General features: G+C 67.0%; 21 protein-coding genes and 1 pseudogene. 16 read left to right on the forward strand and 6 right to left on the reverse strand.

The features are described 5' to 3' along the window. Positions 1 to 18: 18 nt before the first annotated feature. Genes ACLBX9_RS06500 through ACLBX9_RS06510 form a run of 3 tightly spaced genes read left to right on the forward strand, consistent with a single transcriptional unit; the run spans position 19 to position 985 of the window. Positions 19 to 144, forward strand: a complete 126-nt coding sequence (locus ACLBX9_RS06500; RefSeq protein WP_447718403.1) for a hypothetical protein — start codon at positions 19 to 21, stop codon at positions 142 to 144. A gap of 23 nt (positions 145 to 167) precedes the next feature. Then, on the forward strand, positions 168 to 821 hold the full coding sequence (locus tag ACLBX9_RS06505; RefSeq protein WP_447718328.1) for an IS3 family transposase: 654 nt from the start codon (positions 168 to 170) through the stop codon (positions 819 to 821). Beyond that, the gene (locus tag ACLBX9_RS06510; protein WP_447718329.1) at positions 743 to 985 is read left to right on the forward strand and encodes an integrase core domain-containing protein; all 243 of its coding nucleotides are present in this window, start codon (positions 743 to 745) and stop codon (positions 983 to 985) included. The genes ACLBX9_RS06505 and ACLBX9_RS06510 overlap by 79 nt, the downstream gene beginning before the upstream one ends. A gap of 150 nt (positions 986 to 1,135) precedes the next feature. On the opposite strand, the gene ACLBX9_RS06515 is transcribed toward ACLBX9_RS06510, so the two are convergent. The 3 genes from ACLBX9_RS06515 to ACLBX9_RS06525 all read right to left on the reverse strand — a co-directional run bounded on the left by ACLBX9_RS06515 (position 1,136) and on the right by ACLBX9_RS06525 (position 2,931). Continuing rightward, complete coding sequence (locus tag ACLBX9_RS06515) at positions 1,136 to 1,666, reverse strand: AAA family ATPase (protein WP_447718330.1); 531 nt, start codon at positions 1,664 to 1,666, stop codon at positions 1,136 to 1,138. A gap of 11 nt (positions 1,667 to 1,677) precedes the next feature. Continuing rightward, positions 1,678 to 1,803 (reverse strand): hypothetical protein, encoded by a 126-nt coding sequence (locus tag ACLBX9_RS06520; RefSeq protein ID WP_447718331.1) that lies wholly within the window; start codon positions 1,801 to 1,803, stop codon positions 1,678 to 1,680. Between the two features lie 198 nt (positions 1,804 to 2,001). Continuing rightward, the gene (locus ACLBX9_RS06525; protein WP_447718332.1) at positions 2,002 to 2,931 is read right to left on the reverse strand and encodes a crotonase/enoyl-CoA hydratase family protein; all 930 of its coding nucleotides are present in this window, start codon (positions 2,929 to 2,931) and stop codon (positions 2,002 to 2,004) included. 186 nt (positions 2,932 to 3,117) lie between these two features. Here ACLBX9_RS06525 and ACLBX9_RS06530 point away from each other — a divergent pair, with 186 nt between their 5' ends. From ACLBX9_RS06530 to ACLBX9_RS06575, 10 genes are all read left to right on the forward strand, one after another. After that, positions 3,118 to 4,212 (forward strand): efflux RND transporter periplasmic adaptor subunit, encoded by a 1,095-nt coding sequence (locus ACLBX9_RS06530; protein WP_447718333.1) that lies wholly within the window; start codon positions 3,118 to 3,120, stop codon positions 4,210 to 4,212. Then, on the forward strand, positions 4,209 to 7,322 hold the full coding sequence (locus ACLBX9_RS06535) for an efflux RND transporter permease subunit (protein ID WP_447718334.1): 3,114 nt from the start codon (positions 4,209 to 4,211) through the stop codon (positions 7,320 to 7,322). The genes ACLBX9_RS06530 and ACLBX9_RS06535 overlap by 4 nt, the downstream gene beginning before the upstream one ends. 239 nt (positions 7,323 to 7,561) lie before the next feature. Beyond that, positions 7,562 to 8,104, forward strand: a complete 543-nt coding sequence (locus ACLBX9_RS06540) for a TetR family transcriptional regulator (protein ID WP_447718335.1) — start codon at positions 7,562 to 7,564, stop codon at positions 8,102 to 8,104. Between the two features lie 170 nt (positions 8,105 to 8,274). Continuing rightward, a complete protein-coding gene (locus ACLBX9_RS06545) occupies positions 8,275 to 9,246 on the forward strand; it encodes a Vgb family protein (RefSeq protein WP_447718336.1) in 972 nt (323 codons plus the stop codon). Positions 9,247 to 9,336: 90 nt separating this feature from the next. Further along, positions 9,337 to 9,885, forward strand: a complete 549-nt coding sequence (locus tag ACLBX9_RS06550) for a PaaI family thioesterase (protein ID WP_447718337.1) — start codon at positions 9,337 to 9,339, stop codon at positions 9,883 to 9,885. A 48-nt stretch (positions 9,886 to 9,933) separates the two neighbouring features. Then, positions 9,934 to 11,118 carry a thiolase family protein gene (locus tag ACLBX9_RS06555; RefSeq protein WP_447718338.1) on the forward strand — a complete coding sequence of 395 codons (1,185 nt, stop codon included), beginning with the start codon at positions 9,934 to 9,936 and terminating at the stop codon, positions 11,116 to 11,118. Positions 11,119 to 11,195: 77 nt separating this feature from the next. Then, a complete protein-coding gene (locus ACLBX9_RS06560) occupies positions 11,196 to 12,617 on the forward strand; it encodes an MATE family efflux transporter (protein ID WP_447718339.1) in 1,422 nt (473 codons plus the stop codon). Between the two features lie 18 nt (positions 12,618 to 12,635). Continuing rightward, on the forward strand, positions 12,636 to 13,007 hold the full coding sequence (locus ACLBX9_RS06565; protein ID WP_447718340.1) for a DoxX family protein: 372 nt from the start codon (positions 12,636 to 12,638) through the stop codon (positions 13,005 to 13,007). 169 nt (positions 13,008 to 13,176) lie between these two features. Then, complete coding sequence (locus ACLBX9_RS06570; protein ID WP_447718341.1) at positions 13,177 to 13,998, forward strand: oxidoreductase; 822 nt, start codon at positions 13,177 to 13,179, stop codon at positions 13,996 to 13,998. Positions 13,999 to 14,168: 170 nt separating this feature from the next. Continuing rightward, a complete protein-coding gene (locus ACLBX9_RS06575; protein ID WP_447718342.1) occupies positions 14,169 to 15,095 on the forward strand; it encodes an SDR family NAD(P)-dependent oxidoreductase in 927 nt (308 codons plus the stop codon). A gap of 68 nt (positions 15,096 to 15,163) precedes the next feature. Here the strand turns inward: ACLBX9_RS06575 and ACLBX9_RS06580 are convergent. Continuing rightward, positions 15,164 to 15,475: pseudogene (locus ACLBX9_RS06580) on the reverse strand (SAM-dependent methyltransferase); the annotation flags it as partial. Positions 15,476 to 16,706: 1,231 nt separating this feature from the next. On the opposite strand from ACLBX9_RS06580, the gene ACLBX9_RS06585 reads away from it, so the two are divergent. After that, positions 16,707 to 17,456 (forward strand): flavin reductase family protein, encoded by a 750-nt coding sequence (locus tag ACLBX9_RS06585; RefSeq protein ID WP_447718343.1) that lies wholly within the window; start codon positions 16,707 to 16,709, stop codon positions 17,454 to 17,456. 205 nt (positions 17,457 to 17,661) lie between these two features. Here the strand turns inward: ACLBX9_RS06585 and ACLBX9_RS06590 are convergent, their stop codons facing one another. Beyond that, positions 17,662 to 18,723 (reverse strand): DMT family transporter, encoded by a 1,062-nt coding sequence (locus ACLBX9_RS06590; protein WP_447718344.1) that lies wholly within the window; start codon positions 18,721 to 18,723, stop codon positions 17,662 to 17,664. A gap of 263 nt (positions 18,724 to 18,986) precedes the next feature. Next, positions 18,987 to 21,386 (reverse strand): putative bifunctional diguanylate cyclase/phosphodiesterase, encoded by a 2,400-nt coding sequence (locus ACLBX9_RS06595; protein WP_447718345.1) that lies wholly within the window; start codon positions 21,384 to 21,386, stop codon positions 18,987 to 18,989. A 680-nt stretch (positions 21,387 to 22,066) separates the two neighbouring features. On the opposite strand from ACLBX9_RS06595, the gene ACLBX9_RS06600 reads away from it, so the two are divergent. Continuing rightward, positions 22,067 to 23,185 (forward strand): PAS domain-containing protein, encoded by a 1,119-nt coding sequence (locus ACLBX9_RS06600; RefSeq protein ID WP_447718346.1) that lies wholly within the window; start codon positions 22,067 to 22,069, stop codon positions 23,183 to 23,185. Between the two features lie 792 nt (positions 23,186 to 23,977). Continuing rightward, a complete protein-coding gene (locus tag ACLBX9_RS06605; protein WP_447718347.1) occupies positions 23,978 to 25,438 on the forward strand; it encodes a methyl-accepting chemotaxis protein in 1,461 nt (486 codons plus the stop codon). Positions 25,439 to 25,524 lie beyond the last annotated feature (86 nt).

The following is a 25,524-nucleotide window of genomic DNA, read 5'->3' on the forward strand; positions in this document are numbered from 1 at the left end:
CGTTCGCGCTTCGGCGGCATGGAGGTCTCGGACGCGCGCCGCCTCAAGGCGCTCGACGAAGAGAACCGCAAGCTCAAGAAGCTGCTGGCCGAGGCGATGCTCGACGTAGCGACGCTGCGTGAGGCGCTGGGAGAAAACTTCTGACGCCCGGCGCACGGAGAATAGCCGTGAGCTGGGCCATCGAGGAGAAGGGCTATTCGCAGCGTCGCGCCTGCAGGCTGATCGGCCTGGAGCCGAAGACGTACCGCTACGCCTCGACCCGTGACGACGACGCGGCCGTGCGGGTACGCCTGCGCGGCCTGGCCGGCGAGCGCCGCCGGTTCGGCTACCGACGCCTGCTCATTCTGCTGCGGCGGGAGGGCCTCACGCTCAACCACAAGAAGCTCTTCCGGCTCTACCGAGAGGAACGGCTGTCGGTGCGCAAGCGCGGGGGTCGCAAGCGAGCACTGGGCACGCGAGCGCCGGCCGCGGTGCCGCAGGAGCCGAACCAGCGCTGGAGCCTCGACTTCGTCTCCGACACGCTCGACGACGGGCGCCGCTTCCGCATCCTCGTCGTGGTCGATGACTGCACGCGGGAGTGTCTGGCCCTGGTGGTCGACACGTCGCTGTCTGGACAGCGGGTCGCGCGCGAACTCGACCGGATCATCAAGGGCCGAGGCAAGCCGCTGATGATCGTCTCGGACAACGGCACCGAGCTGACCTCGCATGCCATCCTGCGCTGGCAGGAGGAGCATGCGGTCGAGTGGCACGACATCGCCCCCGGCAAGCCGCAGCAGAACGGTTTTGTCGAAAGCTTGAACGGGCGCGCGACGAGTGCCTGAACGAGCATCTCTTCCGGAGCCTGTCAGCGGCCCGGACCATCATCGAGGCATGGCGGGTCGACTACAACACCTGCCGCCCGCACACGAGCCTCGGCGGGCTCACCCCGAACGCGTTTGCAGCCCGGTCCCGACAGGACCAGAACCAGAACGGACTCTGGTTATGAACGGGGGCAAACAGGGGGCAAGGTCAACCTCGCCTGCAACCTCGCGAAGAACAAGTACGGGCAGGAGCAGTTCGACGATTGGGTTCTCGCCGTCCGTGGTGTCCAGCCCGAGGCGAACCTTGACCCATCGCCGCCTCGGGCGCGAGGTGATTAGGATATTACGAATTCAACCTGACTTGGGGGTAGCGACCGCCACCATGCGTCTGGTGCCCGAAAGGCGTCGTAGGTCAACTGCAGGACGGTCTCCGACTGCCGATGCGACGGGTCGATCCTGCCGCGCTCCTCGTTGCGGGCGAGGAGCATTTCCCACGACAGGTCGAACACCTTCCACTCGACCGACAAGCCGTATCGCTCGATGACCTGAAGCTCGGCCTTGAACACCTCGCGGGTCAGGTGGGTGTCGGCCATCACCACGCTGAACCCCGCTGCCAGGGCCGCATCCAGGGCAGCGACCTTCACGCTGTGAAGGAGCCCGCGCGCCTCCTCATCCCAGCCCGTCCGGCGCACTTGCCAGTAGACCTGACGGTCCGGCGGCCAGAATGTCTGGCGCAGATCGTCCAGGGTGAGGTGCACCCAGCCCTGCAGCGGGTCGTACCGGCGCGCGTAGGTCGACTTGCCCGCGCCGGGGCACCCGATCAGCCCCGCCACCCTCTGCCGGCGCGGGGGTGCCTCAACGTCCATCGAGCGTGGGTTTAAGCATTGTTGGCGGCATCCTCGTTCTCGTCGAACTCGGGGTCGGCCTCGACGGTCTCGCCGCACAGGTAGCGCGCCTGGACCTCGGCGACACGGCGAGCCGCCTGCGCGTGGCGGTTCGACACGAGGCTGTCCGGCGGGAGTTCACCGCTGTGCTTGGCCGAGAGTGGATCCAGATCACCCCGCCGGTCGATCGGAGCCTGGAAGGTATCAAGTCTCGTGCGGTACACCGCGATGTGCAGTCACAACATGCCCTTGATGGGAGGCGCCGCATGACCGCGGCGGAAGCAAGCCAAGCAGTATCGCTCGTCGCATCAGTGAGCTTATCGGCCATGGTAGACGGGCGGCCGCCCCTCGGCCTCGGCCTTCCGGCCTTCGAGAAAGTCCTCTGTGCCATAGAGGGCGCGATACTGCTCCCCGAGGTTGGAGAAGGCCCTTCCCTCCCACTGGTCGACCGCATTGCGGGCGGATGCCAGGGTGGCCTTGATTCCCAGTGGACCGCATTGGGCAATCCTAGCCGCCATGCCCAACCCCAGTTCCAAGGCGGCGCGAGGGTTCGGGGCGATCTCCTGTACCAGCCCCATGCGGCGCGCCTCCTCGGCTCCCCAATGGTCGCCGGTCAGCATGTAGCGCATCGCGTTGCCCCAACCGGCCTCCCTCGGAAACCGAACCGTCGAACCTCCCCCTGGAAACCGTCCATGGGTGTTCTCGTCCTGGGCGAAGCGCGTCTCGGCGGACGCGATGCGGAGGTCGGCCACGAGGAAGAGTTCGTGCCCCATGTTCCAGGTGTCGCCGTGGACGACCACGATAAGCGGCTTCTTCAAAAGGGCTCGCCGTCCAAGCGGATCGATCCCGTCGGCATCAGGCGCCCGAGCCTTGCCCGTTCTCAGGAGCTCGGCGAAGGCATCGACGTCGATGCCACGCGAAAAGTCCTCTCCGTGCCCGAACAACACGGCGGCGCGGAGATCGTCGTCGGCATCGTACGTGGCGTATGCCCGTGCCAAGGCGCTGAACGCCTCGGGATCGACCCGATTGTGAACATCGGGCCTGTTCAGGCCGATCAGGCAGATCTGACCGCGTCGCTCGACCGTGACCTTGCGCCCGATGGGCGGTGGGCTCGGGCCGTCGACACCGCGTTCCGAGGCCTGCGAACCCTCGGCCGGAGCACCCTGGGCGAGCAGGCCTGACGCCGACCCGACAAGGGAAGACATGACGACCGCGCGCCGCGACGGTCGGGGCATCAGAATTGACATCGGCAACACCTTCAGCTTCGAGGTCGTCTCCTTGTCCCAGCCTCGCCAGCCGCGCCGAACGAGGCCTGAACCCCGAATACCGCGGCATCCTCGACCGCGAGAACGGAGGCCATTGACGATAGATGTCGACCATAATAGATGATGATCTTAATTTCAAACCGTCGACTGGCCGTGGGGGAACTGGCTATGGATGCGAGGTGGGTGATCGGTCTGGCCGGGGTGGTCGTCACGGCTGTCTCGGCCTGCTCGCCGGCCGAGACAGCCGTGCCGCCGGAGCCTCCGTTGGTGCAGGTCGCCGAGGTCGCCCCGGGCGTCGGTGGGGTGTCGCGCTACACCGACGTGATCAGGGCTCGGACCGAGAGCAATCTCGGCTTCCGCGTCGGCGGCAAGATCTTCGAGCGTCTCGTCGATCCGGGCGATCACGTCCGCCTCGGTCAGCCCCTGATGCGCCTCGACCGCACCGACTTCACCCTTGCGCTCAACGCCGCCCGCGCCTCCGTCGAGGCTGCGCGCGCGCAAATGATCAAGGCCAAGGCCGATGAGGAGCGCAGCCGCAAGCTCGTGGGTGATGGCTGGACCTCCAAGCAGACCTACGACCAGAACAAAGGCGCGGCGGACGCTGCCATCGCCCAGTTCGCCAATGCCGAGGCGCAGGCGAACCAGATCGAGAACCAAGCCGGCTATTCCGAGCTGAAGGCCGACGCCGACGGCGTGGTCATGGACGTGCCCGTCTATCCGGGCGAGGTGGTCACGGCCGGCCAGACCATCGTGAAGCTGGCGCGCGACGGCGCACGGGAGGCCGAGATCTTCCTGCCGGAGGCGAGCCGGACGCTCGCGAAGGGCGAGGCGACGGCGGCACTGTATGCCGAGGGCGAGACGACCTTCCAGGCCCGGCTGCGGGAATTGTCGGCCATCGCCGATCCGGCCACGCGGACCTATCGCGCCCGCTACATCCTTTCGGGAGGCGGCGAGGATGCCCCGCTCGGCGCCACGGTGACCCTGCAACTCAAATACCCCGATACCGCCCGCGCCCCGATGGTCGAGGTGCCGCTCGCGGCCCTGTTCAACCAAGGCCCCGGTACATCGGTCTGGCGCTACGACGCCGCCACCGAGACGGTCAGGCCACAAGCCGTGAAGGTCGACCGCATGGGCGAGGAGCGCGCCGACGTCGTCGCCGGGCTCAATCCCGGCGACCGCATCGTGGCGCTGGGCGCCCACCTGCTGAAGCCCGATCAGAAGGTCCGCCTCGCTCCCTCAAGCATGACGGGGGCGGTCCAGTGAACGCGTCCCACTTCAACCTCTCGGCCTTGGCGGTGCGCGAGCGCGCCGTCACCCTGTTCCTCCTGATCGCGCTCGTCGGCGCCGGCTTCTTCGCCTTCGAGAAGCTCGGACGCGCCGAGGATCCGGCCTTCACCGTGAAGGTCATGACGGTCGCGGCCGCTTGGCCAGGCGCCACCGCGGAGGAAATGCAGCGCCAAGTCGCCGACCCTTTGGAGAAGCGGCTGCAGGAGCTCTTCTACTACGACCGGGCCGAAACGACGGTCCGCCCCGGCTTGATGACGACCAAGGTCATCTTCAAGGACAACATGCCGCCGTCGAAACTCCAATCGGAGTTCTACCAGGCTCGCAAGAAGCTCTCCGATCAAGCCTCCAGCCTACCGCGGGGCGTAATGGGCCCCCTCTTCAACGACGAATTCTCTGACATCTACTTCGCCCTCTACGCCGTGCAGGCCAGGGGCCTGCCGCAACGACAGCTGGTGCTTCGAGCCGAGGACCTTCGCCAGCGGCTGCTGCGGGTGCCCGGCGTCGAGAAGATCAACATCCTCGGCGAGCAGGCGCAGAAGATCTTCGTCGAGGTCTCCTACCAGCGCCTCGCGACGCTGGGCATCACCGGCCAGCAACTCCTGGCGGCGCTCGCCAACCAGAACGACGTGACGCCGGCGGGCTTCGTCGAGGCCGACGGCCCGCGGGTGTACCTGCGGCTCGACGGCGCCATCGACAACCTTGATGCGATCCGCAACCTGCCGGTGGCGGCGGGCGACCGCAGCCTCAAGCTCGGCGACATCGCGCAGGTGAAGCGCGGCTACGAGGACCCGAAGACGTTCGAGATCCGCAACGACGGCGAGCCGGCCCTGATGCTCGGCCTCGTGATGAAGCCCGGCTACAATGGCTTGGCCCTCGGCGAGGCGCTGAACGCCGAGGAGGTGGCCATCCACCACGAGACGCCGCTGGGCATCACCTTCACCAAGATCACCGACCAGGCGAAGGTCATCGACGATGCCATCCATGAGTTCATGGTGAAGTTCTTCACCGCACTGGGCGTGGTGATCTTCGTGAGCCTCGTGGCGCTGGGCTTCCGGGTCGGCATCGTGGTCGCCCTGGCGGTCCCGCTCACCCTCTCGGCCGTGTTCGTGGTGATGATGCTCACGGGTCGCGACTTCGACCGCATCACGCTGGGCGCCCTCATCATTTCGCTCGGCCTGCTTGTGGACGACGCCATCATCGCCATCGAGATGATGGTGGTGCGCATGGAGGAGGGCTACGACCGGATCGAAGCCGCGACCTACGCGTGGAGCTCGACCGCCGCGCCGATGCTCACCGGCACGATCGTGACCATCGCGGGCTTCCTGCCGGTCGGCTTCGCCGCCTCCACGGCAGGCGAGTACGCCGGCAACATCTTCTGGGTGGTGACCTTCTCGCTGCTCATCTCGTGGATCGTGGCCGTGACTTTCACGCCCTACCTCGGCGTCAAGCTCCTGCCGAACATCAAGAAGGTGGATGGCGGGCACGACGCCATCTACGCCACGAAGAACTACGAACGCCTGCGCCAGCTCGTGCGGATGTCGGTCGACCACAAGTGGATGGCGGCGGGCATCACCCTGGCCCTCTTCGCCGGGGCCGTGGTCGCCATGGGCAAGGTCGAGCAACAGTTCTTCCCGAACTCGGAGCGTCCGGAACTCATCGTCGAGGTGACCCTGCCGGCAGGCTCCGCCTTCGCCACCACCGAGGCCAGCGTGAAGAAGGTCGAGGCGGCCGTCCGGCAATTGCCGGAGGCGCGCGAGATCACGAGCTACATCGGCCAGGGCATGCCGCGCTTCGTCCTGTCCTTCGATCCGGAACTGCCGGACCCCGCCTTCGCGCAGATCGTCGTCCAGGCTGCCGACGCCCATGCCCGCGACGTGCTGCGCGGCAAGGTGCGCCAGCTCGTCGATGAGGGCCGCTTCCCCGAGGCACGGGTGCGGGTGCTGCAGATCGTGTTCGGGCCACCGGTGCGCTTCCCCGTGGCCTTCCGGGTGGTCGGCCCCGACCTCGACGTCATCCGCCGCATCGCCGTGGAGGTGCGCGACGTCATGTTGACCAACCCGAATATGCGGATGGTCCACCTCGACTGGGGCGACAAGACGCCGACCCTGCACCTCGCCTTCGACTTGGAGCGCCTGCGCCTGATCGGCCTGACGCCGAAGGAGGCCGGCCAGCAGCTGCAGAACTACCTCAACGGCACCCTCGCGACCCAGGTCCGCGAGAACCTGCGCTCCGTGGACGTCCTCTTGCGGAGCCCCGGTCCGGAGCGGCGTTCGCTCGGCGACATCGGCGACCTGACCCTGACGACCCGAGACGGGCGGCAGGTTCCCGTCTCGCAGGTCGCCCACCTCGAAACCCGGTACGAGGATGCGGTGCTCAAGCGCTACAACCGCGAGACCTACATCCGGGTGCAGGGCGACGTGGTGGACGGCAAGCAACCGCCGGACATCCACGCGCAGGTCTCCCCTCTGCTCGACCCGATCAAGGCGAAGCTGCCGCCGGGCTACCGCATCGACACGGCTGGAGCGGTGGAGGAGAGCGCGAAGGCGCAGATGTCGCTGGCGGCAGTGTTCCCGCTGATGCTGATCGTGACCCTGACGGTCATCATGCTGCAGGTGCGCTCGTTCGCCACCATGTTCATGGTGCTCGCGACCGCACCGCTCGGCCTCGTCGGGGCCGCGCCGACCCTGCTGCTTTTCAACCAGCCATTCGGCTTCAACGCGATCCTCGGCCTCATCGCGCTGTCGGGCATCCTGATGCGCAACACGCTGATCCTGGTGGACCAGATCCACCACGACCAGGCGGCGGGCCTGGGGGACTACGACGCCATCGTCGAGTCGACGGTGCGGCGTGCCCGTCCGGTGATCCTGACGGCGGCCGCCGCGATGCTGGCGTTCATCCCGCTCACCCACTCGGTGTTCTGGGGGGCGCTCGCCTACGTCCTCATCGGCGGCGTCGGGGTCGGCACGCTCCTGACGCTTCTCTTCCTGCCCGCGCTGTACGCCCTGTGGTTCCGGGTGAAGCGGGAGTCGCGAGAGGCAAGGGACGCCACCCGAGCGGACACGATGCCGATGCCGGCCAAGAGCTGAGGCTCTTATGACCACCATTGACGTCCCGGCGACGGGACGTCCCGAGATCGCGCGTTTCTCCTCCGACCGCGCGGTGCATTGACCGAGCTGCGCTTCGCCCCCTCGCGCAGGTCGGTCGACAGCCTATTCCCGAAGCCTGGGGAGGATCGGACGGTGAAGCGCGTCCAACCTTCCCCAGGGACTTTAATACATGACCGATTGCATCTATATTGAGCTCATTCGCTTCGAAGGACAGTAGGATGCCGAGGGTCTCGCAAGAGCAAGCCAAGCTCAACCGCCAGCGTGTCGTGGAGGTGGCTTCCTCCCTGTTCCGGGAGCGCGGCCTGAACGGCATCGGCGTCGTGGACATCATGGCGGCCGCAGGCCTGACCCACGGCGGCTTCTACGGCCAATTCGCCAACAAGGAGGCCCTCGCTGCCGAGGCGTTCGACGCCGCCATCGGCAACGAGTACAGGGCGGACCTCGACACCTTCATCGAAAACTATTTGTCCCTAGGCCATGTACGCACACCCGGCAGGGGCTGTCCCGTCGCCGCACTGGTGAACGATATCGGGCGTGAGCCGCCGGGGAGCATGCTGCGGTCCCGGTTCACCCATGCGGTCAAGGGGCTCGCCGGCCTCATCGCGGATCGACTTCCCAAGTCCTCGAAGGAGCGGCGCCGGCAGCGGTCCTTGATCGCGTTGTCGACCATGGTCGGTGCGGTGGTGCTCGCGCGCGGTGTCGACGACGAGGCTTTGGCCGACGAACTGCTCGCGACTGCGCGCGCTACCATCACCGGCTGAACCATTCCCGGGTAGCAATCTTCGACGCCTGCCGCTTTCGGAGACAATATCCGGTTGACCCGTTCAGCGCGCTCCAATAGATTACGAATATAATTTTAAAGTGTCGATTTCCTGCCGGGGCCGATGGGTCCGGCAGCCCGGCACGCCTGATCCACGCAAGGGAGCGCACGATGAAGAACCCACCTCGTCTGGCGCGACGCGGCTTACGCTTTCCGGCGGCGGTGGGACTGTCGCTCGTCATCGCGTCCTTGAGCGTGCCCGCCCTCGCCGCGGGCGGGACGACGAGCGTCCGGTTGCCGGACGGCAGTCGCTTCCCGGAGAGCGTGACCTCCGACGCGAACGGCACCCTCTTCGTGAGCAGCATCGCGGATGGTGGAGTGCTCGAGGTCGCTACAGACGGGGCCGTCACGTCGCAGTTCCTGAAGCCGGGTGACCACGGCACCCGGTCCACCTTCGGTTTGCTGGCGGATCCCAAGCGCGGGGTGCTCTGGGTCGCCTCGAACGACGCCACGGTCCTGGGAGCGAAGGGGCCAACGGACACGGAAGGGGCGTGGATCAAGGCCTTCGACGTCGCGACGGGCGCCATGAAGACGAGTGTCAGGCTGCCGGGCGCCAAGGCTCTCGCGAACGACATGGCCCTCGACGGCGACGGCTCGCTCTACGTCACCAACACCTTCGCCCCTCAAATCCTGCGGCTCAAACCCGGTGCCACGGAGTTCGAGGTGTTCGTCGAGAACCCTGCGCTCGCCAAGGGGCTGGACGGCATCGCCATCGGCAGCGACGGCAACCTCTACGTCAACACCTTCATGGGCGGCGAGCTGTTCCGCATCGCCATGAACCAGGGTGTCGCCGGTGAAGTCACGCAACTTGAGACGACACGGCCGCTGAAATTCCCGGACGGGCTGCGGACCTTCAAGGACGGGTTCCTCATGGTCGAGGGCAGCGGTGCCCTGAGCCGCATCACTGTCTCCGGCAACGCCGCCAAGATCGAGCCTGTCCACCAGTTCGCCGGTCCCACCGGTGTGACGGTCGCAGGTGACAAGATCTGGGTGGCCGAGGGGCAGTTGGGCCTGATGTCCAAGCCGGTCGAGGCCGGCAGCGAGGCGCCGAGCTTCCATCTCCGCTTCGTGGACGCGCCATAGCGCGTCGCCCGACTGTCTCCGTCGAACGGGGCTGCGTCGGGCGCAAAGCTTCATGCCCGACGTTCGATAGTTCACCGTGAAGGTCCAGCGATGATCGACGAAGTACCTCCGAAAACGCATGCGCCTTCACGGCGCAGGACGGTCGAGTGGGCCGATCCACGCACCATCGCCACGGCGGGACAGAGCCTTTCGGGTATCGACTTCCTGCGCGCACTCCTGGCGGGGGAAATTCCGCCGCCGCCTGCGATCCAGCTGCTCGGCATCGAGTTCGTCTCGGTCGATCCTGGCACGGCCAGCATGCGCATGCCGGCCGCGGAGTATCTCTTCAACCCGCTGGGGTCCGTCCATGGCGGGTCCCTCGCCACGCTCCTCGACAGCGTCATGGGGTGTGCCGTGCATTCCACGTTGCCGGTCGGTCGCGGCTACACGACGCTTGAGTTCAAGATGAATTTCATGCGTGCGGCGACTGGGAGGTCCGGTCTGCTGACCGCCTCCGGACAGGTCATCCACTCCGGGCGGCAGCAAGCCGTGGCCGAAGGCCGTCTTAGCGACGAGTCCGGCCGCCTCGTCGCGACCTCAAGCACGACCTGTCTCGTGTTCGATCTGCCCGAGGCCGCGAAACATGGGTCGGCCGGCTGACCGAGCAGAAGCTTTGACGCCCACAGTCCACGCGAGCGAATTCCACCGATGACGTCACGCCAGATCGTTCTCTGCCATCCCGTCCGCACAGCGATAGGGGCCTATGGCGGTAGCCTCAAGGATGTCGCCGCGACCGAACTCGGTGCGGCTGCGGTCCGGGAAACCCTGCGCCGAGCCGGCCTCGACGCGGGCCGGCTCGGCAGCGTGACGATGGGCAACGTCGTGCAGGCCGGCAACCGCATGAACCCGGCCCGGCAGGCTGCGGTGAACGGCGGCGTGCCGGTCAACGTGCCGGCGCTGACCGTCAACCGCGTGTGCGGCTCGGGCGCGCAGGCCATCGCGACAGCGGCCGACGAAATCCGGCTTGGCCATCACGACGTCGCGGTCGCGGGCGGGATGGAGAACATGGACCGGGCGCCGTACCTGATGGATGGCGGGCGCTGGGGCCATCGGATGGGTCACGCCCAAATCCTCGACAGCATGCTCAACGACGGCCTCGTCGATGCATTCTCGGGCGAGCATTCAGGCTGGCACACCGAGGACGTGGCAAGCCGGTCCCAGATCGGCCGTGAGGCGCAGGATGCGTGGGCGGCCCTCTCTCAGGCACGGTTCGCGAGGGCACAAGCGGCGGGCGTATTCGAAGCCGAGATCGCACCCATCGAGGTCAAGGGCCGCAAGGGCGCCGAGACCTTCGCGCGGGACGAGGCGCCGCGTCCCGAGACGAGCGTCGAGTCGCTGGCCAAGTTGAGGCCGGCCTTCCGCAAGGACGGGACGATCACGGCCGGCAACGCACCGGGCCTCAATTCGGGCGCGGCGGCGATGATCGTGGCGGAGAAAGGTTTCGCCGAGGCCAACGGCCTCGACGCCTTCGGCCGCCTCGTCGCCTACGGCGTCGGCGCCTGCGAGCCGGGTCTGTTCGGTCTCGGGCCTGTCCCGGCGGTTCGGCAGGCGCTGGAACGGGCCGGCTGGTCACTCAGAGACCTCGACCGGGTCGAGATCAACGAGGCGTTCGCGGTCGTGCCGCTCGCCGTCGCGAAGGAGCTCGGCCTGCCCGAGGACATCGTCAACGTCGAGGGCGGGGCCATCGCCCACGGCCACCCCATCGGCGCGACCGGCGCGGTCCTGACGACCCGCCTGCTCCACTCGTTGCGCCGAGATGGCCTCCGGCGCGGGATGGTCACGCTGTGCATCGGCGGCGGCCAGGGTATCGCGCTGGCTATCGAGACGGCCTGAGCCGATGCGCTAGACGGCGCCAACCCGCCGTTCTGAGCGCCTGGGCTCGCGGTTCATGATCTTGCGAGAGTTCCACCATGGACACACGCACACGCCGCCTGTTGGAAGCGCCTCTCGTGCCGACCCTGGCTCGGATGGCCGCACCCAACGTCACAGTGATGGTGGTCCAGACTTCAGTCGGGCTTATCGAGACGTACTTCGTGTCGACGCTCGGCACCGACGCACTGGCCGGAATGGCCCTCGTCTTCCCGGTGGTGATGCTGGTCCAGATGCTCTCCGCCGGCGGGATGGGCGGCGCGATCCAGTCGGTGGTCTCGCGAACCCTCGGTGCCGGCCGGCAGGCGGACGCCGGACTTCTGGCCTGGCACGCGACGGCGATCGGCCTGGCGCTCGGGATTGCGACGAGCCTCGTCGCAATCCCGTTCGGACCATCCCTCTACGCGCTCATGGGCGGGGAAGGCGGTTCGCTCTATGCTGCGACCACCTATGCGGGCATCGTCCTCGGCTGCGCGGTCCTGATCTGGCTGTTCAACGCCCTGTCGGCGGTGATCCGTGGCACCGGCAACATGGGGCTTCCGGCCTTGGTCACCTGCGTCGGGGCTCTGGTGCTGGTCCCGCTCTCGCCCGCGCTGATCTTCGGCTGGGGGCCCCTTCCGGCGCTCGGCATCAGAGGTGGGGGCGTCGCGTTCGCCGCCTACTACGCCGTCGGTACGGCGGTATTCGCACACTACCTGTGGTCTGGCCGCGGCGTGCTGCGGCCGACCCGGCGAGTGCCGAGACTGACCTGGGCCCCGTCGCGGGAGATCCTGCGCATCGGGCTGCTCTCCGGCATCGCCAGCGTGACCTCCAACGTCACGGTCATCGCCGCCACCGCCTTCGTCGGGGCGGCCGGCCCTGCCGCCGTGGCCGGCTACGGGACCGGCGCACGGCTCGAATACCTACTCGTGCCCCTCGTCTTCGGTCTGGGCTCGCCCATCGCGGCCGTCGTCGGCACGGCGCTGGGGGCCGGCGACCACGCCCGCGCGCGTCGGGCCGCCCTGACCGGTGCGGCCGTCGCGGGCGCCCTGACGGAGGGCATCGGCGTCGCGGCCGCCCTGTATCCGGGGGCTTGGCTCGGCCTGTTCGGCGACGATCCGGCGATGCTCGCCACGGGCACGATTTACCTGCGTATCGTCGGTCCGTTCTACGGGTTCTTCGGAGCCGGCCTAGCGCTCTATTTCGCCGCCCAGGGTGCGGGTCGCGTGGGCTGGCCGCTCGCCGCCAGCCTGCTCCGGATGGGGGTGGCACTCGGCGGGGCCTGGACCGCCTCGGTGCTCGGGTTCGGACTGACCGGCACTTTCCTCGCCGTCGCCGCCGGGTTCGTCGTCATGGGCCTCGTCAATGCCGCCGCTTTCGCGTCCGGCCGCATGTTCCCGGGCGGTCCTACGGAGGAAACCATCCCGATAGCGCCGACCCTCGCCTACGCCCCGGGGGCGGTCGCGGATCGCCGATTTTCCTGAGCAAAGGAGAATACATCGATGTCCGCGACATCCGGTTGGAAAGGGTTCGGGGAACTTGCCTTACGGCTCCTTCTCACGACCGTCTTCCTGGGGGCGGCCGTGATGAAGCTCGCGGCGTCGGGGTTCGAGGTCTCGAACTTCGAGCGCTTCGGCTACGCGACCTGGTTCATGTACGCGGTGGGCGTCGCCCAGTTGATAGGTGCGATCCTGCTTTGGGTGCGAGGCTACGTCGCCTACGCGGCGCTGTTCCTGGCCGCCCTGATGGCCGGAGGCGCCGTCAGTCACCTCCGTGCCGGCGATCCGGTGGCGATGGCCATCCCGGCGCTCGGGCTGACGGCGCTCCTGGGCGGCCTCGCCTTCGCCCGCCGTCGTGAGATCGCATCGGTCTGAAGCCGGTTCGGCGACCGCTTCGGTTCGGGGGCGCGGTCCTCGTCGGCCCCCGACGTCGAGTGTGACGGCGGCGGGAAAAAGATGGCCCTCTTGGCTTGCCGCTTAAGATTATGAACTTAATTTATTAGTGCGCATTGCAGCAGGCATCTCGCCTCAACGGGAGGGCATCATGGCCCAGAAAAGCAACAGGACCGCAATCGTCACGGGAGCCGCCTCGGGCATCGGGCTATCGACGGCGAAGGCTTTGCAGGCCGAGGGCTACCGGGTGTTCGGGACCAGCCGGAGGCCCGTCCCGGACGCAGGCGGCGGGATCAGGATGCTGGTGTGCGACGTCACCGACGAGGCGTCCGTCGCCGATATGGTCGAGACGGTCTTCGGCGAGACTGGCCGGATCGACCTCCTGGTCAACAACGCCGGCTTCGGCATCAGCGGCTCCGCCGAGGAGACCTCGGTCGCGCAGGCCCAGGCCATGTTCGACGTGAACCTGTTCGGCGTCATCCGGACGACCCAGGCGGTACTCCCGCTGATGCGTGCCCAGAAAGGCGGACGGATCGTCAACGTCAGCTCGGTGCAGGGCTTCATACCGGCCCCCTTCATGGCGCTGTACGGCGCCAGCAAGCACGCCGTCGAGGGCTACTCGGAGTCGCTCGACCACGAGGTCCGCGGACAGGGTATCCGGGTCGTGCTCGTCGAGCCCGCCTTCACGAAGACCGCCTTCGACCAGAACCTAGTCCAGCCGGACCGACCCCTCGACATCTACGCGGCGGACCGTGCCGGTCGAGGCAGGTTCTGGAGCGAGGTCATGAAGACCGCCGATGAGCCGGAGGTCGTGGCGAAGGTGATTGTGAAGGCCGCGACCGCCGAGCCACCGAAGCGCCGCTACGCCGCGGGACCGAAGGCACGACAGGTCAGCTTGCTGCGCCGGTTCGTTCCGGCGGGTGCGTTCGACAAGGCCATCCGGAAGGAAATGCAGCTTCCGCCGATGGCGTGAGGACCCAGGCCCGTCCGAACCGACGCCCGCCCGCCGGAATGACGTTCGCCTGGCCTTCGAGGCCGAACGGCGCCGCCCGCCCACGGCCGATCCGACCGCAAGTGTCGATCCAGGTCGGACCCGGCTCGCCGGATGATTCAAATCAGCATCGCAATCACCCGAGGCAATACATGAAGCTCGAAGACATCGACTACGCCCGCTCGACGGCCCTGGTGACGGGCGCAAGCTCTGGCATAGGCCGCGCTATCGCCTTCGAACTCGCCGTCCGCGGCATCCAGAAGATGGTCGTCGTCGCCCGCGGCGAGGAGAAGCTCGCCAAGGCCGCGTCCGAACTCAGGCAATCAGCGCCCGGCATCGACGTGCGCGAGATCAGCATCGACCTGTCCAAGCACGACGCTCCGGCGGAGGTGCAGCGGCAGGTCGAGGCGTGGGGATGGCAGATCGACTTCTTGGTGAACGACGCCGGCCTTGCCCGAAAGCAGTTGTTCGCCAAAGACATGGAAACGGATATCTCGCTTCTGACCGTCGACCTGATGATTCGGGCGGTCATAGACCTGTCCCTCCGCTTCCTTCCGCCGATGGTCGAGCGGGGTCACGGAGGCATCCTGAACGTCTGCTCGACGGCGGCCTACAACCCCGTCCCCTTCACCGCGATGTATGCCGCCAGCAAGGCGTTCATGCTGTCCTGGTCTCAGGCGGTCCGCGAGGAGAACCGCGACACCGGCGTCCGGGTGACCTGCATCGTGCCCGGCGTCACGGAGACCAACCTCGACGGCGATGGCCACGGCGAGCGTCGCGGGCTCCTCGATGCTGTCGGCATCGACCAGCCCGAGGATGTCGCAAAGGCTGCCGTCGATGCCCTCGAAGAGAACGCCGCCCAGAGCATCGTCGGCGCCAACAACAAGCTCTTGCAAATGGCCCAGGGACTGTTGCCGGACGCGCTCAAGGCACGTCTCATCAGCAAGGCCCGGGGGGCACCCGAGGAAAGCGACAACATCGGTCCGAAGGCTGACCACGTAACCCAAGGGGCTCGACGCCTGCCGCGGGACACTGATCCTGACGCACGGCAAGTGCGAACGGGAAGGACGACGGACTGATCACGTCCATCCTTTTCACGAGACCGAAAACTAGCCATCGGGATGGGACGTCCTGGTTGTCGGCCCCGTCAACCTGCATGAATGCGCGCCATGACGATCCCCGCAGTGCCATCCATCATCACCGACCGCTCGAAGAGGCGGACCGCGAAGGCGGCACGAACCGCGGCCAAGGAGCAGGTTCGAACGTCGTCGGGCTGGTCGGCGAGTGCGCGTGTCAGCGGGCCGACCTCGAACGTCATCTCAACAGCGAAGTCGAATGCAGCGTTCCGCGTGTCGCCTTCGCCGAACGGGACGGCGGTATCGAACGGCACCATGTCGATATCAGTGAAGGCCGCTGTCGACAGAATGCGCTCCACCCGGCCCCGGTCGCCGAACGAGAAGGCTTACGGTTGCGTGGGCAATGCCTTCACTGAGCGGCTTAAGGCGGTACCGTCGCCTTCCCCGTCGCCCGGGGATCTCCGCTCGGCTTTCTGCCAGGCAACAGACCTGTCCCCAGGAGCTCGCCTCGCTTGGATCTGCCGACGCTTGCAGGGGCGCATGGACAAGCCCATTGGGGTGGTACACACGCCGTCGAGGCGGATCGCCTAAGTCATTGCCGCAGTTCAATATTCTGGATCATCTGGCGGAATCCCCCCCCTCTCCGCCAGTCCTTCCCTAGGCCTTTGATCCGGAATAAAGCTAAAGCATCTCTGGTGCTTATGGCCGTCGCGGTGGTGCACAAAGGTGGTGCACACCAGGCCGTGCCGTCCGCGCGCCCGTGGCGCCATCCGAAGACGGCCATGGACTGGTTCCGGCGCCGAGTGCTCAAGGAATTGTAACCGCTGCTCGGAAGGTGCGAGGAGCGCAGGCCGCTCGTAACGGAGGAGTCGGCTCTTTCCAGGATGCGGTACCGCCCGGCAGCCGTCGAGAGCGACGAGCGGTGGAGGCTTCTGAGGCGATCGGCGGCTGGCTTGGCCGCCCTCGCGCCGCTACCCGACGGTGTGCCCGGAGGCGGCGTGCAGGCTCCTTCCAATCGGCGTCGATCCGATTGTGCCTTGCGAAGCAACTCGAGAAGGGCCGCTTCTGGTCCTTCAAGCATTCCGGCCGTTCCGTTCGCACCGACGGGATCCGTTCCCCGGCGTCCGGTCTTCGAGGCCTACGCGCTCGAAGCGAAGCTCGCGCCATCCACCATCAGGCGCTGGGCCGGCGTCCTGACGGCGCGCGGGGAAGCAGACCTTTCGTCTGGACAAAGCCGGCCACCAACAGCCTCGCCGCCGTCAGCCGGTCCCCTGAACCATCCGTCTGAGTCCGTGCACCAGTCTCTCTGCATTGCTTCAGCATGTCGCCCCGGAAGGTTTGCATCCCGAAACCGACCGGCGGAAAGCTACCCCGAGCCGCTGTTCTGCATCCGACTCATGCCGGTCGTGCGAAGAGCCCGTGGGTGCATCCTGGGAGCGGTCATCCGAGTGACCGCTCTGCAATCGCGGTTTGGGGTGACTGTGCGCCGGTCCGCGTTCGAGCGGCATGCGAATCGATGCGGCGCGCGAAAGTTGAATTGCGGCGCAAGAAGCGGGAAGCGTCGCAGACTGGGCAGTCGCATACGTGGTCCATCGCCAAGCCACGGAGCCACTCGTGAACGGTCCCCACGTCACAATCGAGCCGTCGATCCTCTACCTCGGAACCCCGGTGGTCCTCATCAGCACGCAGAACGAGGACGGCACCGCCAACCTTGCGCCGATGTCCTCCGCGTGGTGGCTCGGTTGGCGGTGCATGCTCGGTCTCCAGACCGCCTCGCAGACGCCGCAGAACATGATCCGCACGGGTCAGTGCGTCCTCAATCTGGCGTCACCGAGACAGGCTGACGCGGTGAACAGGCTGGCGCGCCTGACGGGCACCGAGACGATACCCGAACTGAAACGGCGGCTGGGCTACACGTATGAGCCGTCCAAGTTCGAGGTGGCCGGCCTCACACCCATCGCGTCGCAGACCGTGGCCGCACCGCGCGCGCTGGAGTGCCCTATCCAACTGGAGGCCGTCGTCGCGGCCCGGCACGGGATCATGGACGACGATCCCCAGGTTGCGGGCCTGATCTCGGCCTTCGAGGTGCGCATCACCCGTGTCCATGTTCATCCGGGCTTGCTGATGGATGGACACGAGAACCGCATCGATCCAGGCAAGTGGCAGCCGTTGATCATGAACTTTCAGAAGCTTTACGGCGTGTCGAGCATCGAGATCGTTCCGTCCCGGCTCGCGGAGATCGAGGAGAAGAGCTACCGCATGCCCGACGTGGAGAGGGCTCGCGACGGTGTCCTTGACCCGGCGGGATGGCGCGAGACCGGCCGCGATGCGTTCGATCCCAATAGAGATCTCAGGCTCGGTTAGCTTCGGTCCGTATTCATTCCTCGTCGCTCGAAAGCAGATCGGCCGAAGCTCACCCCGTGCAGCCTGCCCGCTTTCGACCCGTGCCAATCGTGCGGACGGCCGGCACCGTTGCCCGAAAGCCGTCATTCCTGGGCCATTCCGCACCTTCGGCTCGGGAGCAGATACTGATCCGTCGCCCCGCAGCCGACGCCCCGGCTCCGAACCTTCAGGCATGGCCGTGCTGATGGTGTAGGTCGGGGTAGTGCGGATGGGTGTGACGCAGCGGCTCATGCCGGTGCCAGTGGGTGTGCGGCTCCGTCACGGGCCCATCGTGATGATGCTGGTGGTGCTCGTCGTGGACGTGGGCGTGCTCGTGCTCCATCACCTCGTGGATGTGCTCGTGCTCGTGCCGCTCCGCGAGGTGCAGCCAAAGGCCCACTCCCATCAGCAGACCGGCCACGACAAGCTGCGCCGTTATCGGCTCGCGCAGGAGCGCCACGGCGATCACCGCGCCGATGAAGGGCGCAAGGGAGAAGTAGGCTCCGGTGCGCGCTGCACCGAGGTGGCGCAACGCGAGCATGAACAGGACGAGGCTCACGCCGACGCCGAGGAAGCCGACCAGAGCCGTTGCCCCGATGACCGCCATCGGCGGTACGGCTGCGCCCAGCAGCAGCGCCAGAACGACGTTGACGCTGCCCGCTACCACCCCTTTGATCATGGCCGTTACAACCGGGTCGGCCGAGGAGAGCTTGCGCGTCAGGTTGTTGTCGATGCCCCAGGCCAGACAGGCAGCGGCGATCAACGCCGCGCCCGCATCGAAGGACACACCTTCGCCGTTCCACGATAACAGGACCGCGCCCATAAGGATGGCGGACGCACCGAGCAGGAGCCGCCGATCGACGTTCTCCCGGAACACCACCCACGCGATGAGCATGGTCGCCAACCCTTCGAGGTTGAGCAGAAGCGATCCGGAAGCGGCAGAGGTGCGCGACAGCCCTAGCATCAGCAACAGCGGCCCGGCCAACCCACCCGACAGCACCACCGCCGCCAGCCAGGGTCGATCGTGACGGCGTAGAGGAGCTTCCCGGGCCGGAACGCCGAGAGCAGCCCGGCCGCCATGCACCGCTGCCAGACCGACGCCCGCACCGAGGTAGAGCAGCCCCGCGAGCAGTTGGGGCGACACCGAGCCGAGCAGGAGCTTCGCGAACGGGGTCGAGGCACCGAACAGGACGGCCGAAACGAGGGCCAGCGGCACCCCAGGCCACAGGTGAGAATAGTCGTGCTTCATCCCGCACCTGTAGCAGGACTCCCTCGAGCGCCCGAGATCGAATCCTCCGACCTTCCGCGAAGGAGCGGAAGCAGGCACGGCGGCGGCGTTCGCGTCTCTGCATTCGTCCCCGAAGCAGACCGGCGGCCATCACCCAACTCAGCCGTTCATCCGTGCCCGTGGATGCGGCCGGAGCCGGCCGAAAGCCGCTGGCCCGCTCCGGGATCCGTTCGTCGCAAAGGCAGATGGGCCTCCGCGCGTCCAAGCGAACGTGCGCCTGTTGGTCAGAAGGCGCGAACCAGCGACAGCACCGGGCGCGCGTTGGAGGGCGGCTTCCCCTCAGCCGCTGCATCGGAGGCTCTTACGACCGGCCGGCCCCTTGGCGCATCCTCGCGCGCCGGCGGCGGCAGGGGCACGCCCTCGATCCGCGCGATGAGGGTCGCGACCTCGGAGGCCGGGCGTGCCGGACTGTAGAGGAAGCCCTGGGCGATATCGCAGCGCTTCTCCCTGAGGACGTCGAGTTGCTGGCGGGTCTCGACGCCCTCCACCGTCACGTTCATCGAGAGGGCGCGCGCCATCCGAGCGATGGCCTCGACCACCGCAACCTTCTCGGGGCGGCCCTGAAGGTCGCGCACGAACGAGCGGTCCACCTTCACCTTGTCGAACGGAAACTCGGTCAGGTAGCTCAGGCTGGAGTAGCCCGTTCCGAAGTCGTCCAGCGCGATCCTGACGCCCGTCGCGCGCAGGCGCTTCAGGTTCTCCAATACCTCCGGACCGTGATCCAACAACACCGACTCGGTGATCTCGATCTCCAAGCGTCCCGGCGCGAGGCCGGTTTCGCGCAGGACGGCCGCCACCTCCTCGTGGAAGCTCGGCATGCGCACGTGAATGGAGGAGATGTTCACCGCGACCCGCAGGTCGGGCCAGTCGCGGGCGTCGGTGCAGGCGCGGCGCAGGGCCCAGCGCCCGATCTCGACGACGAAGCCGGTCGTCTCAGCGATCGGGATGATCTCGCCGGGCGAGACCCAGCCATATCCTGGCTTGTTCCAGCGCAGCAACGCCTCGAAGCCCGTGACGCGGCCGCTCCTCATGTCGACCAGGGGCTGGTAGTGCAGTTCCATCTCGTCGGCCGCGAGGGCAGCGCGCATGTCCAGATCGAGCTGTCGCTGGCGGACGACCCGCTCCTCCAGTGAAGGATCGAAGGTGCGCCAGCATCCCTTTCCGTCCGCCTTGGCCGCGTAGAGGGCAAGGTCGGCGCGCATGAGCAGGCTCGCCGGCTCGATCGCATCGTCCGGCACGTAGGCGATGCCGACGCTGACCCCGATCTCCAGCTGGGCTTCGTCGATCTGGAACGGTCGCCGAAGCTCGGCCACGATGCGTGAAGCCAGCGCCTCGGCCTCGGCGCGCTCGACGTCACGGACGACCACGGCGAACTCGTCGCCGCCGAGGCGATAGCCGCCGTGTGGGCCGCCGATCGCGAGCAGGCGCACGGCGACCTCCTTCAGGAGGCGGTCGCCGACGAGATGGCCGCGGCTGTCGTTGACGGCCTTGAAGCCATCGAGGTCGAGGTAGAACAGCGCGCTCCGGCGCTCGGACGTGCGGACCTCGCGGCAGAGTGCCGCCAGCATTTCCTGGAAGCCGCCGCGGTTGGGCAGGCCCGTCAGGCTGTCGTGCCCCGCGAGGAAGGCGATGCGGGCTTGCGCCTCCCGGCTCTCGGTGGCGTCCGAGCCCACGCCGCGATAGCCGGCGAACGCCCCTTGTGCGTCGAAGACGGGCTTGCCGTTGAGCGTGAGCCATCGGATCCCGTCTGCCGTACGAAGCCGGATGGTTCGGTCGCGGAACGGCGCGCGGGCCTCGATGGCCGCAGCGACCGCGGCCGCATCCGCACCATCGCCGTCGGGGTCGGCGAATTCCCGGAGAAGCGCGGATAGCGTCCGGTGGCGCAGCCAGGCCGCCTCGATGCCGAGCAGGGCGGCGACCGCCGCGCGAGCCTGCCGCAGACGCCCGACCGTGTCGGTCTCCCAGAGCCAGTCGCTCGTGCCCTCGGCGAAATCCCTGAGGAGGAACCCGATGGTCTCGCTCTGCGCGCGTACGATGACCCGGTCTCGGATTCGCTGGTAGGAGTGACAGCATATCCGACGCGCACTGACGAACACGAAAGCCGCGTAGATCGCGAGAAGGATCCCGACATACTGCCCGACCGGGCCTTCGCAGCCGGCGAGCCCGACGAACAGGCCGATCACGACGGGGGCCACGGCGAGCACCGCCAGGGAGAAGATCGGGCCCGCGACATAGGCGTGCGAGATCAGGGCGGCGCAGACCGCGCCGACCACGATCCGGTAGGCATTGTCGAGGGATGGCAACAGGACCGCCGGCATGCTCGCCCACGCGAGCCCCCGACCGAGCGCGAGGCCATGGAGCACCACGAAGGACTCGCGGGCGATGGCGTCCTCGCCGAGACGGCCGTGGTAGCGCCGCAAGGCGACCATGGCCAGAGTGCACAGCGCGGTGACCGACGCGGACAGGCCGGCGAGGTACTGGTGCGACGCGACCTCCCAGAAGATGGCCGTCAGCACCAGCACGACGGCTGCCTGGGTAAACGCCGTGTATCTTCCGAGCTGCAGCGTCTCGGCCAGCATCGCAGCGCGCGTTGCCTCGCGCAGGCGCGTGTCCTGGTCGGACATGGTCAATTCGTCGGTGTCAGCCGGCAATATGATCTCACTCATCACCGCGCACCCCGCGCGGCCGTACGCGGCGCCTCGATCGCCGGCCCGGCCATCACGCCAGCCCGGTCCACCGCATGGGGGACCCGAGAGCTGTCGCCGGGGGCAGCCTGGAGATGGGCGTGGATCGCCGATCGCGTGCCCTCGACGCCGGACGCGACCGGCAAGGCGTTCGGCGGAAGCGGCCGGATTGGGAGATCGTGATTCTGAAGCCGCATGTGATGCCCCTACGCCGAAGAAGTCCCTTGCCGTCCTGTTTCATGAGGATGAGCGACGCGCGCTGCTGGAGTCTCAAAGCGATCGGCGAAACACGGGTCGATTCGTCGATTTTTGGATCGAATTTTCTGTCTTTTCGAAGCTTGCGGCTCGAGAGCCGACGGAGATGGAGATTTTCATGCCATCACCGGCTGTCTTGAGCATTCATGGCCGGGCTGTTCGTTAGCGAGGCATGAAATTCGAAGACACATGATCGGAAAGCGTCGATCGAGAACACGAAGACCGTTCGACCCTCGTCGAAAACGGCCGCGGGCCGCGATCGTGCAGTCTTAGCGACAGAAATCGTGCATTTTAATAAATTGTAAACCGGCGCCATGACATGAAGACTGCCACAACATGCGACATCGGTGTCGGGAGGCGGAGCGGTGCCCACACGTGCCTTGATGCGGCGCTCCGTGCCTGCGGAGGTGGGCGTGCCGCCGCGCCAGATCTCGTCGCGCCATTTCCTCAAGTTGATCGAAGACACCGGCAAAGTCGGCTTCTGGTCGGCAGACCTGCGCGCGGACCGGTTGGAGGCCTCGCCCGGCCTCTACCGCATCCTCGGCCTGGACCCCGCCTCCGAACTCACGTTCGGCTTCGGCCTCGACATGATCCATCCCGAAGACCGGGCCGCGCATGGCGACCAGATCGCGGTCCTGCGGTCCGGCCAGCCGATCAGCCGCGAGTTCCGCATCATCCGGCCGGACTGGACCCAGCGCTGGGTCCTGCACCACGCCGAGGTCGTTCTCGGTCCGGACGGCATTCCGAGCCAGGGCCTTGGCGTCGTCTTCGACGTCACCGCGCAGCACGATGCCATGATCGCCCTCATGCAGCGCCATGATCGGCTGAATGCACTCGTCGCCGCCACCGCCTCGGTCTTCTGGGTCAACAAGGCCAATGGCGAGCCCAGCGAGATGCCGCAGTGGATGGCGCTGACCGGCCAGACCCACGCGCAGATGCAGGGGTGGGGATGGCTGGATGCTGTGCACCCGGACGACCGCGCCCGCACGCTCGCCGCCTGGACCACGGCGGTCGAGCACACCGAGCCCTACAACACCGATTATCGCGTGCTCTGCGCGGACGGCATCTACCGTTGGTTCAATGCCCGCGGTGCGCCGGTGCTCAACCGCGATGGGTCGGTCCGCGAATGGGTCGGCGTTTGCCTCAAGGTGGCGGGCCGCAGCCGCTACGGTGCCTCGCCGTCGACGACCGACGCGGCGACGGATTGGCCGAAGGGGGCGAACGCCGCCCACAGGCCGTCCGAGATGGAGGATCTCCTCACGCCCGGACAGATTCGGGCGGCACGCGGCTTGACCGGCCTGTCGAAGGACGAGTTGGCGGCCTTGGCCAAAGTCTCGGTGTCCACGCTCAACCGGCTGGAGGATCCCGCTTCCGAAGTCCGGTCGCGCCCCGACACGCTGCTGGCCGTGCGCCGTGCCCTGGAGGGTGCCGGCGTCGAGTTCATCTTCGAGGCAGGCAAGAGGCCCGGTATCCGCGAGGCGTGACGGCCCAGCGCCCCGCATGACGGCGGCGCCAGGCACGTACGCCCGGCTCGGATCGCAGCCGTGGTTCGCGTGCGGCGCCCGCGCTCCGTCCTCATCGTGACGGCCGGTGAAGGCGTTGCCGTAAAGCCGCCCGGGCGCCGATGCGCCGACCCCTTTCGGTGAGACCCGATACAGTCCGCGCCCACGGCACAGGCCCATCGGGGTCGCTCAGGGGGCACGGTCCTTCTGATCGCACGATACGATCGCTCCGGATGCCGCGCAGGCGTGAGGAAGACCTCGTTCCTTCGCCGGCTATCGCCACAACGACCATCGCGCCATTGGCCGAACCCGGCCAACGCCGGATCCGGATCAGACCCTTCCGAACGACCGTGCTGTCCAATGGACACGGATCACCGGATACGACGCAGGGCAAACACAGCATCGCGCCGGACAATCGACGGCCATGCAGAGCCGGTCTGTTCGAGCACCCGCGTTCCGTATTTCGAGCGTCGATCCAAGTTGATGCAGGGCGAGAACCTGTTCAGCCCGCCTTCGAACGCGGTTGCCCGGAAACGGGAAGAGGCAGGCCTGCCCTCTCGGCGCCCGCAGGTAGCGAGGTACCCGCTGGCGTCGCGAAAAATTCGTTCCAATCGAAACGATTTCTTCCATCGACCACCGAAAGCGGAAGGTAGGATCATATTCACGGTCGAATGACATGCATTCGTTCATGCCGCGCTCGAATCCGGGATCGCCATTTAATGCTGCATTCAAATCTCCGGAGATATAAGCAATCGATCACTTGAGAGCCTGGCCATGTTTTTCCGTGCGACCTACAATGAATCGCAGTCGACACTCGACGCGCTGAGAAAGTCTCTCGCGATCATCGAGTTCGAGATGGACGGCACGATACGGGGTGCCAATCCGATCTTCCTGTCCATGGTCGGCTACGAGCTGGCCGCAATACAGGGCCAGCATCACCGTATCTTTGTCGAGGATGAGGTCGCCGAAAGCTCCGACTACGCGAGCCTGTGGAAGAAGCTTCGCAGCGGCGAGTTCGTCGCCGGGGAGTTCCAGCGCAAGGCGCGATCGGGCGCGAAGGTCTGGCTCGAAGCCACCTACAACCCGGTCCCGGGGCCTGATGGACGCCCCCTTAAGGTCATCAAGTTCGCCAGCGACATCACGGACAAGAAAAAGGAAGCGAGCCGGCTGCTGCGCATGATCGACGATATGCCCGTCGCGGTCATGACGGCAGATCCACGAAACGATTTCAAGATCGATTATATCAACAACACCTCGCGCAAGACGCTGGAATCGATCGAGAAGTATCTGCCGATTAAGGTGTCCGACATGATGGGCAGGTCATTCGACGTCTTTCACAAGAATCCGCACCACCAGCGCAACATGCTGGCCGATGCCAGCCGCCTGCCGCATCGGACCAAGATCAAGGTCGGGCCGGAAACCCTCGATCTGCAGGTTTCCGCGATGACCGACTTGGACGGCACCTATCTTGGACCGATGCTGACGTGGTCCGTGGTTACCGCGCAGGTCGCGATGGCGGGCGAGGTCGCCGGCGTCGTCGATGCGCTCGGTATGGCCATCGGTGAGATGAAGGACTCGGCCCAGGGATTGAACAGGTCGGCCGACGAGGCGAGCGAGCGCGCCAACTCGGTCGCAGCCGGCTCCGAGGAGATGACCAGTTCGATCCACGAGATCTCGGGGCAGGTCGGCCGGGTGTCGGAGCGCACCCAGCAGATCGCCACCCAGGCCGCGGCCACGGACGCGACGGTGCGCAATCTCGCCGCGAACGCGGCCGAGGTCGACACGGTGGTGGGCATGATCAAATCCATCGCCGACCAGACCAACCTGCTGGCGCTGAATGCCACGATTGAGGCGGCGCGCGCCGGGGCCGCCGGCCGCGGCTTCGCCGTGGTCGCCACCGAGGTCAAGGAACTGGCCGGCCAGACCGCCAAGGCGACCGGCGAAATCACCGACAAGGTCCGGGCCATCCAGGAAGCCACGGGCGAGGCCGTGACGGCGATCCGGATGATCACCGACGAGGTGGCCGAACTGTCGAAGCTGACGCTGGCCATCGCGAGCGCGGTCGAGGAACAGGCTGCCTCGACGCAGGAGATGTCCTCCAACATCACGGGTGTCTCGGCCGCGGCCGGAGAGACCGGTAAGCTTGCCGAGATGGTCCGGCAGATCTCGGAAACGCTGGCCGCCCGATCGGCCGGCCTCGGTGCCAGCATGGAAAAGTTCCTCAAGACCGGCTGACGGCTCACGCACGGGACCGGTCGCGGACAGATGTGGGCGAACACGGAAGGGTGCTGCCGAGTGCCTTGCTCGTCGAGTCAAGCAAT

The organism is Methylobacterium sp. A49B (assembly GCF_053346215.1).

What these genes read in the sequence shown, in the direction of transcription:
- ACLBX9_RS06500 (WP_447718403.1), top strand. Translation starts at nt 19, where the DNA reads ATGGAGGTCTCGGACGCGCGCCGCCTCAAGGCGCTCGACGAAGAGAAC.
- ACLBX9_RS06555 (WP_447718338.1), top strand. Translation starts at nt 9,934, where the DNA reads ATGACGTCACGCCAGATCGTTCTCTGCCATCCCGTCCGCACAGCGATA.
- ACLBX9_RS06575 (WP_447718342.1), top strand. Translation starts at nt 14,169, where the DNA reads ATGAAGCTCGAAGACATCGACTACGCCCGCTCGACGGCCCTGGTGACG.
- ACLBX9_RS06605 (WP_447718347.1), top strand. Translation starts at nt 23,978, where the DNA reads ATGTTTTTCCGTGCGACCTACAATGAATCGCAGTCGACACTCGACGCG.
- ACLBX9_RS06565 (WP_447718340.1), top strand. Translation starts at nt 12,636, where the DNA reads ATGTCCGCGACATCCGGTTGGAAAGGGTTCGGGGAACTTGCCTTACGG.
- ACLBX9_RS06550 (WP_447718337.1), top strand. Translation starts at nt 9,337, where the DNA reads ATGATCGACGAAGTACCTCCGAAAACGCATGCGCCTTCACGGCGCAGG.
- ACLBX9_RS06540 (WP_447718335.1), top strand. Translation starts at nt 7,562, where the DNA reads ATGCCGAGGGTCTCGCAAGAGCAAGCCAAGCTCAACCGCCAGCGTGTC.
- ACLBX9_RS06525 (WP_447718332.1), bottom strand. Translation starts at nt 2,931, where the DNA reads ATGTCAATTCTGATGCCCCGACCGTCGCGGCGCGCGGTCGTCATGTCT.
- ACLBX9_RS06530 (WP_447718333.1), top strand. Translation starts at nt 3,118, where the DNA reads ATGGATGCGAGGTGGGTGATCGGTCTGGCCGGGGTGGTCGTCACGGCT.
- ACLBX9_RS06560 (WP_447718339.1), top strand. Translation starts at nt 11,196, where the DNA reads ATGGACACACGCACACGCCGCCTGTTGGAAGCGCCTCTCGTGCCGACC.
- ACLBX9_RS06590 (WP_447718344.1), bottom strand. Translation starts at nt 18,723, where the DNA reads ATGAAGCACGACTATTCTCACCTGTGGCCTGGGGTGCCGCTGGCCCTC.
- ACLBX9_RS06545 (WP_447718336.1), top strand. Translation starts at nt 8,275, where the DNA reads ATGAAGAACCCACCTCGTCTGGCGCGACGCGGCTTACGCTTTCCGGCG.
- ACLBX9_RS06595 (WP_447718345.1), bottom strand. Translation starts at nt 21,386, where the DNA reads ATGTCCGACCAGGACACGCGCCTGCGCGAGGCAACGCGCGCTGCGATG.
- ACLBX9_RS06570 (WP_447718341.1), top strand. Translation starts at nt 13,177, where the DNA reads ATGGCCCAGAAAAGCAACAGGACCGCAATCGTCACGGGAGCCGCCTCG.
- ACLBX9_RS06515 (WP_447718330.1), bottom strand. Translation starts at nt 1,666, where the DNA reads ATGGACGTTGAGGCACCCCCGCGCCGGCAGAGGGTGGCGGGGCTGATC.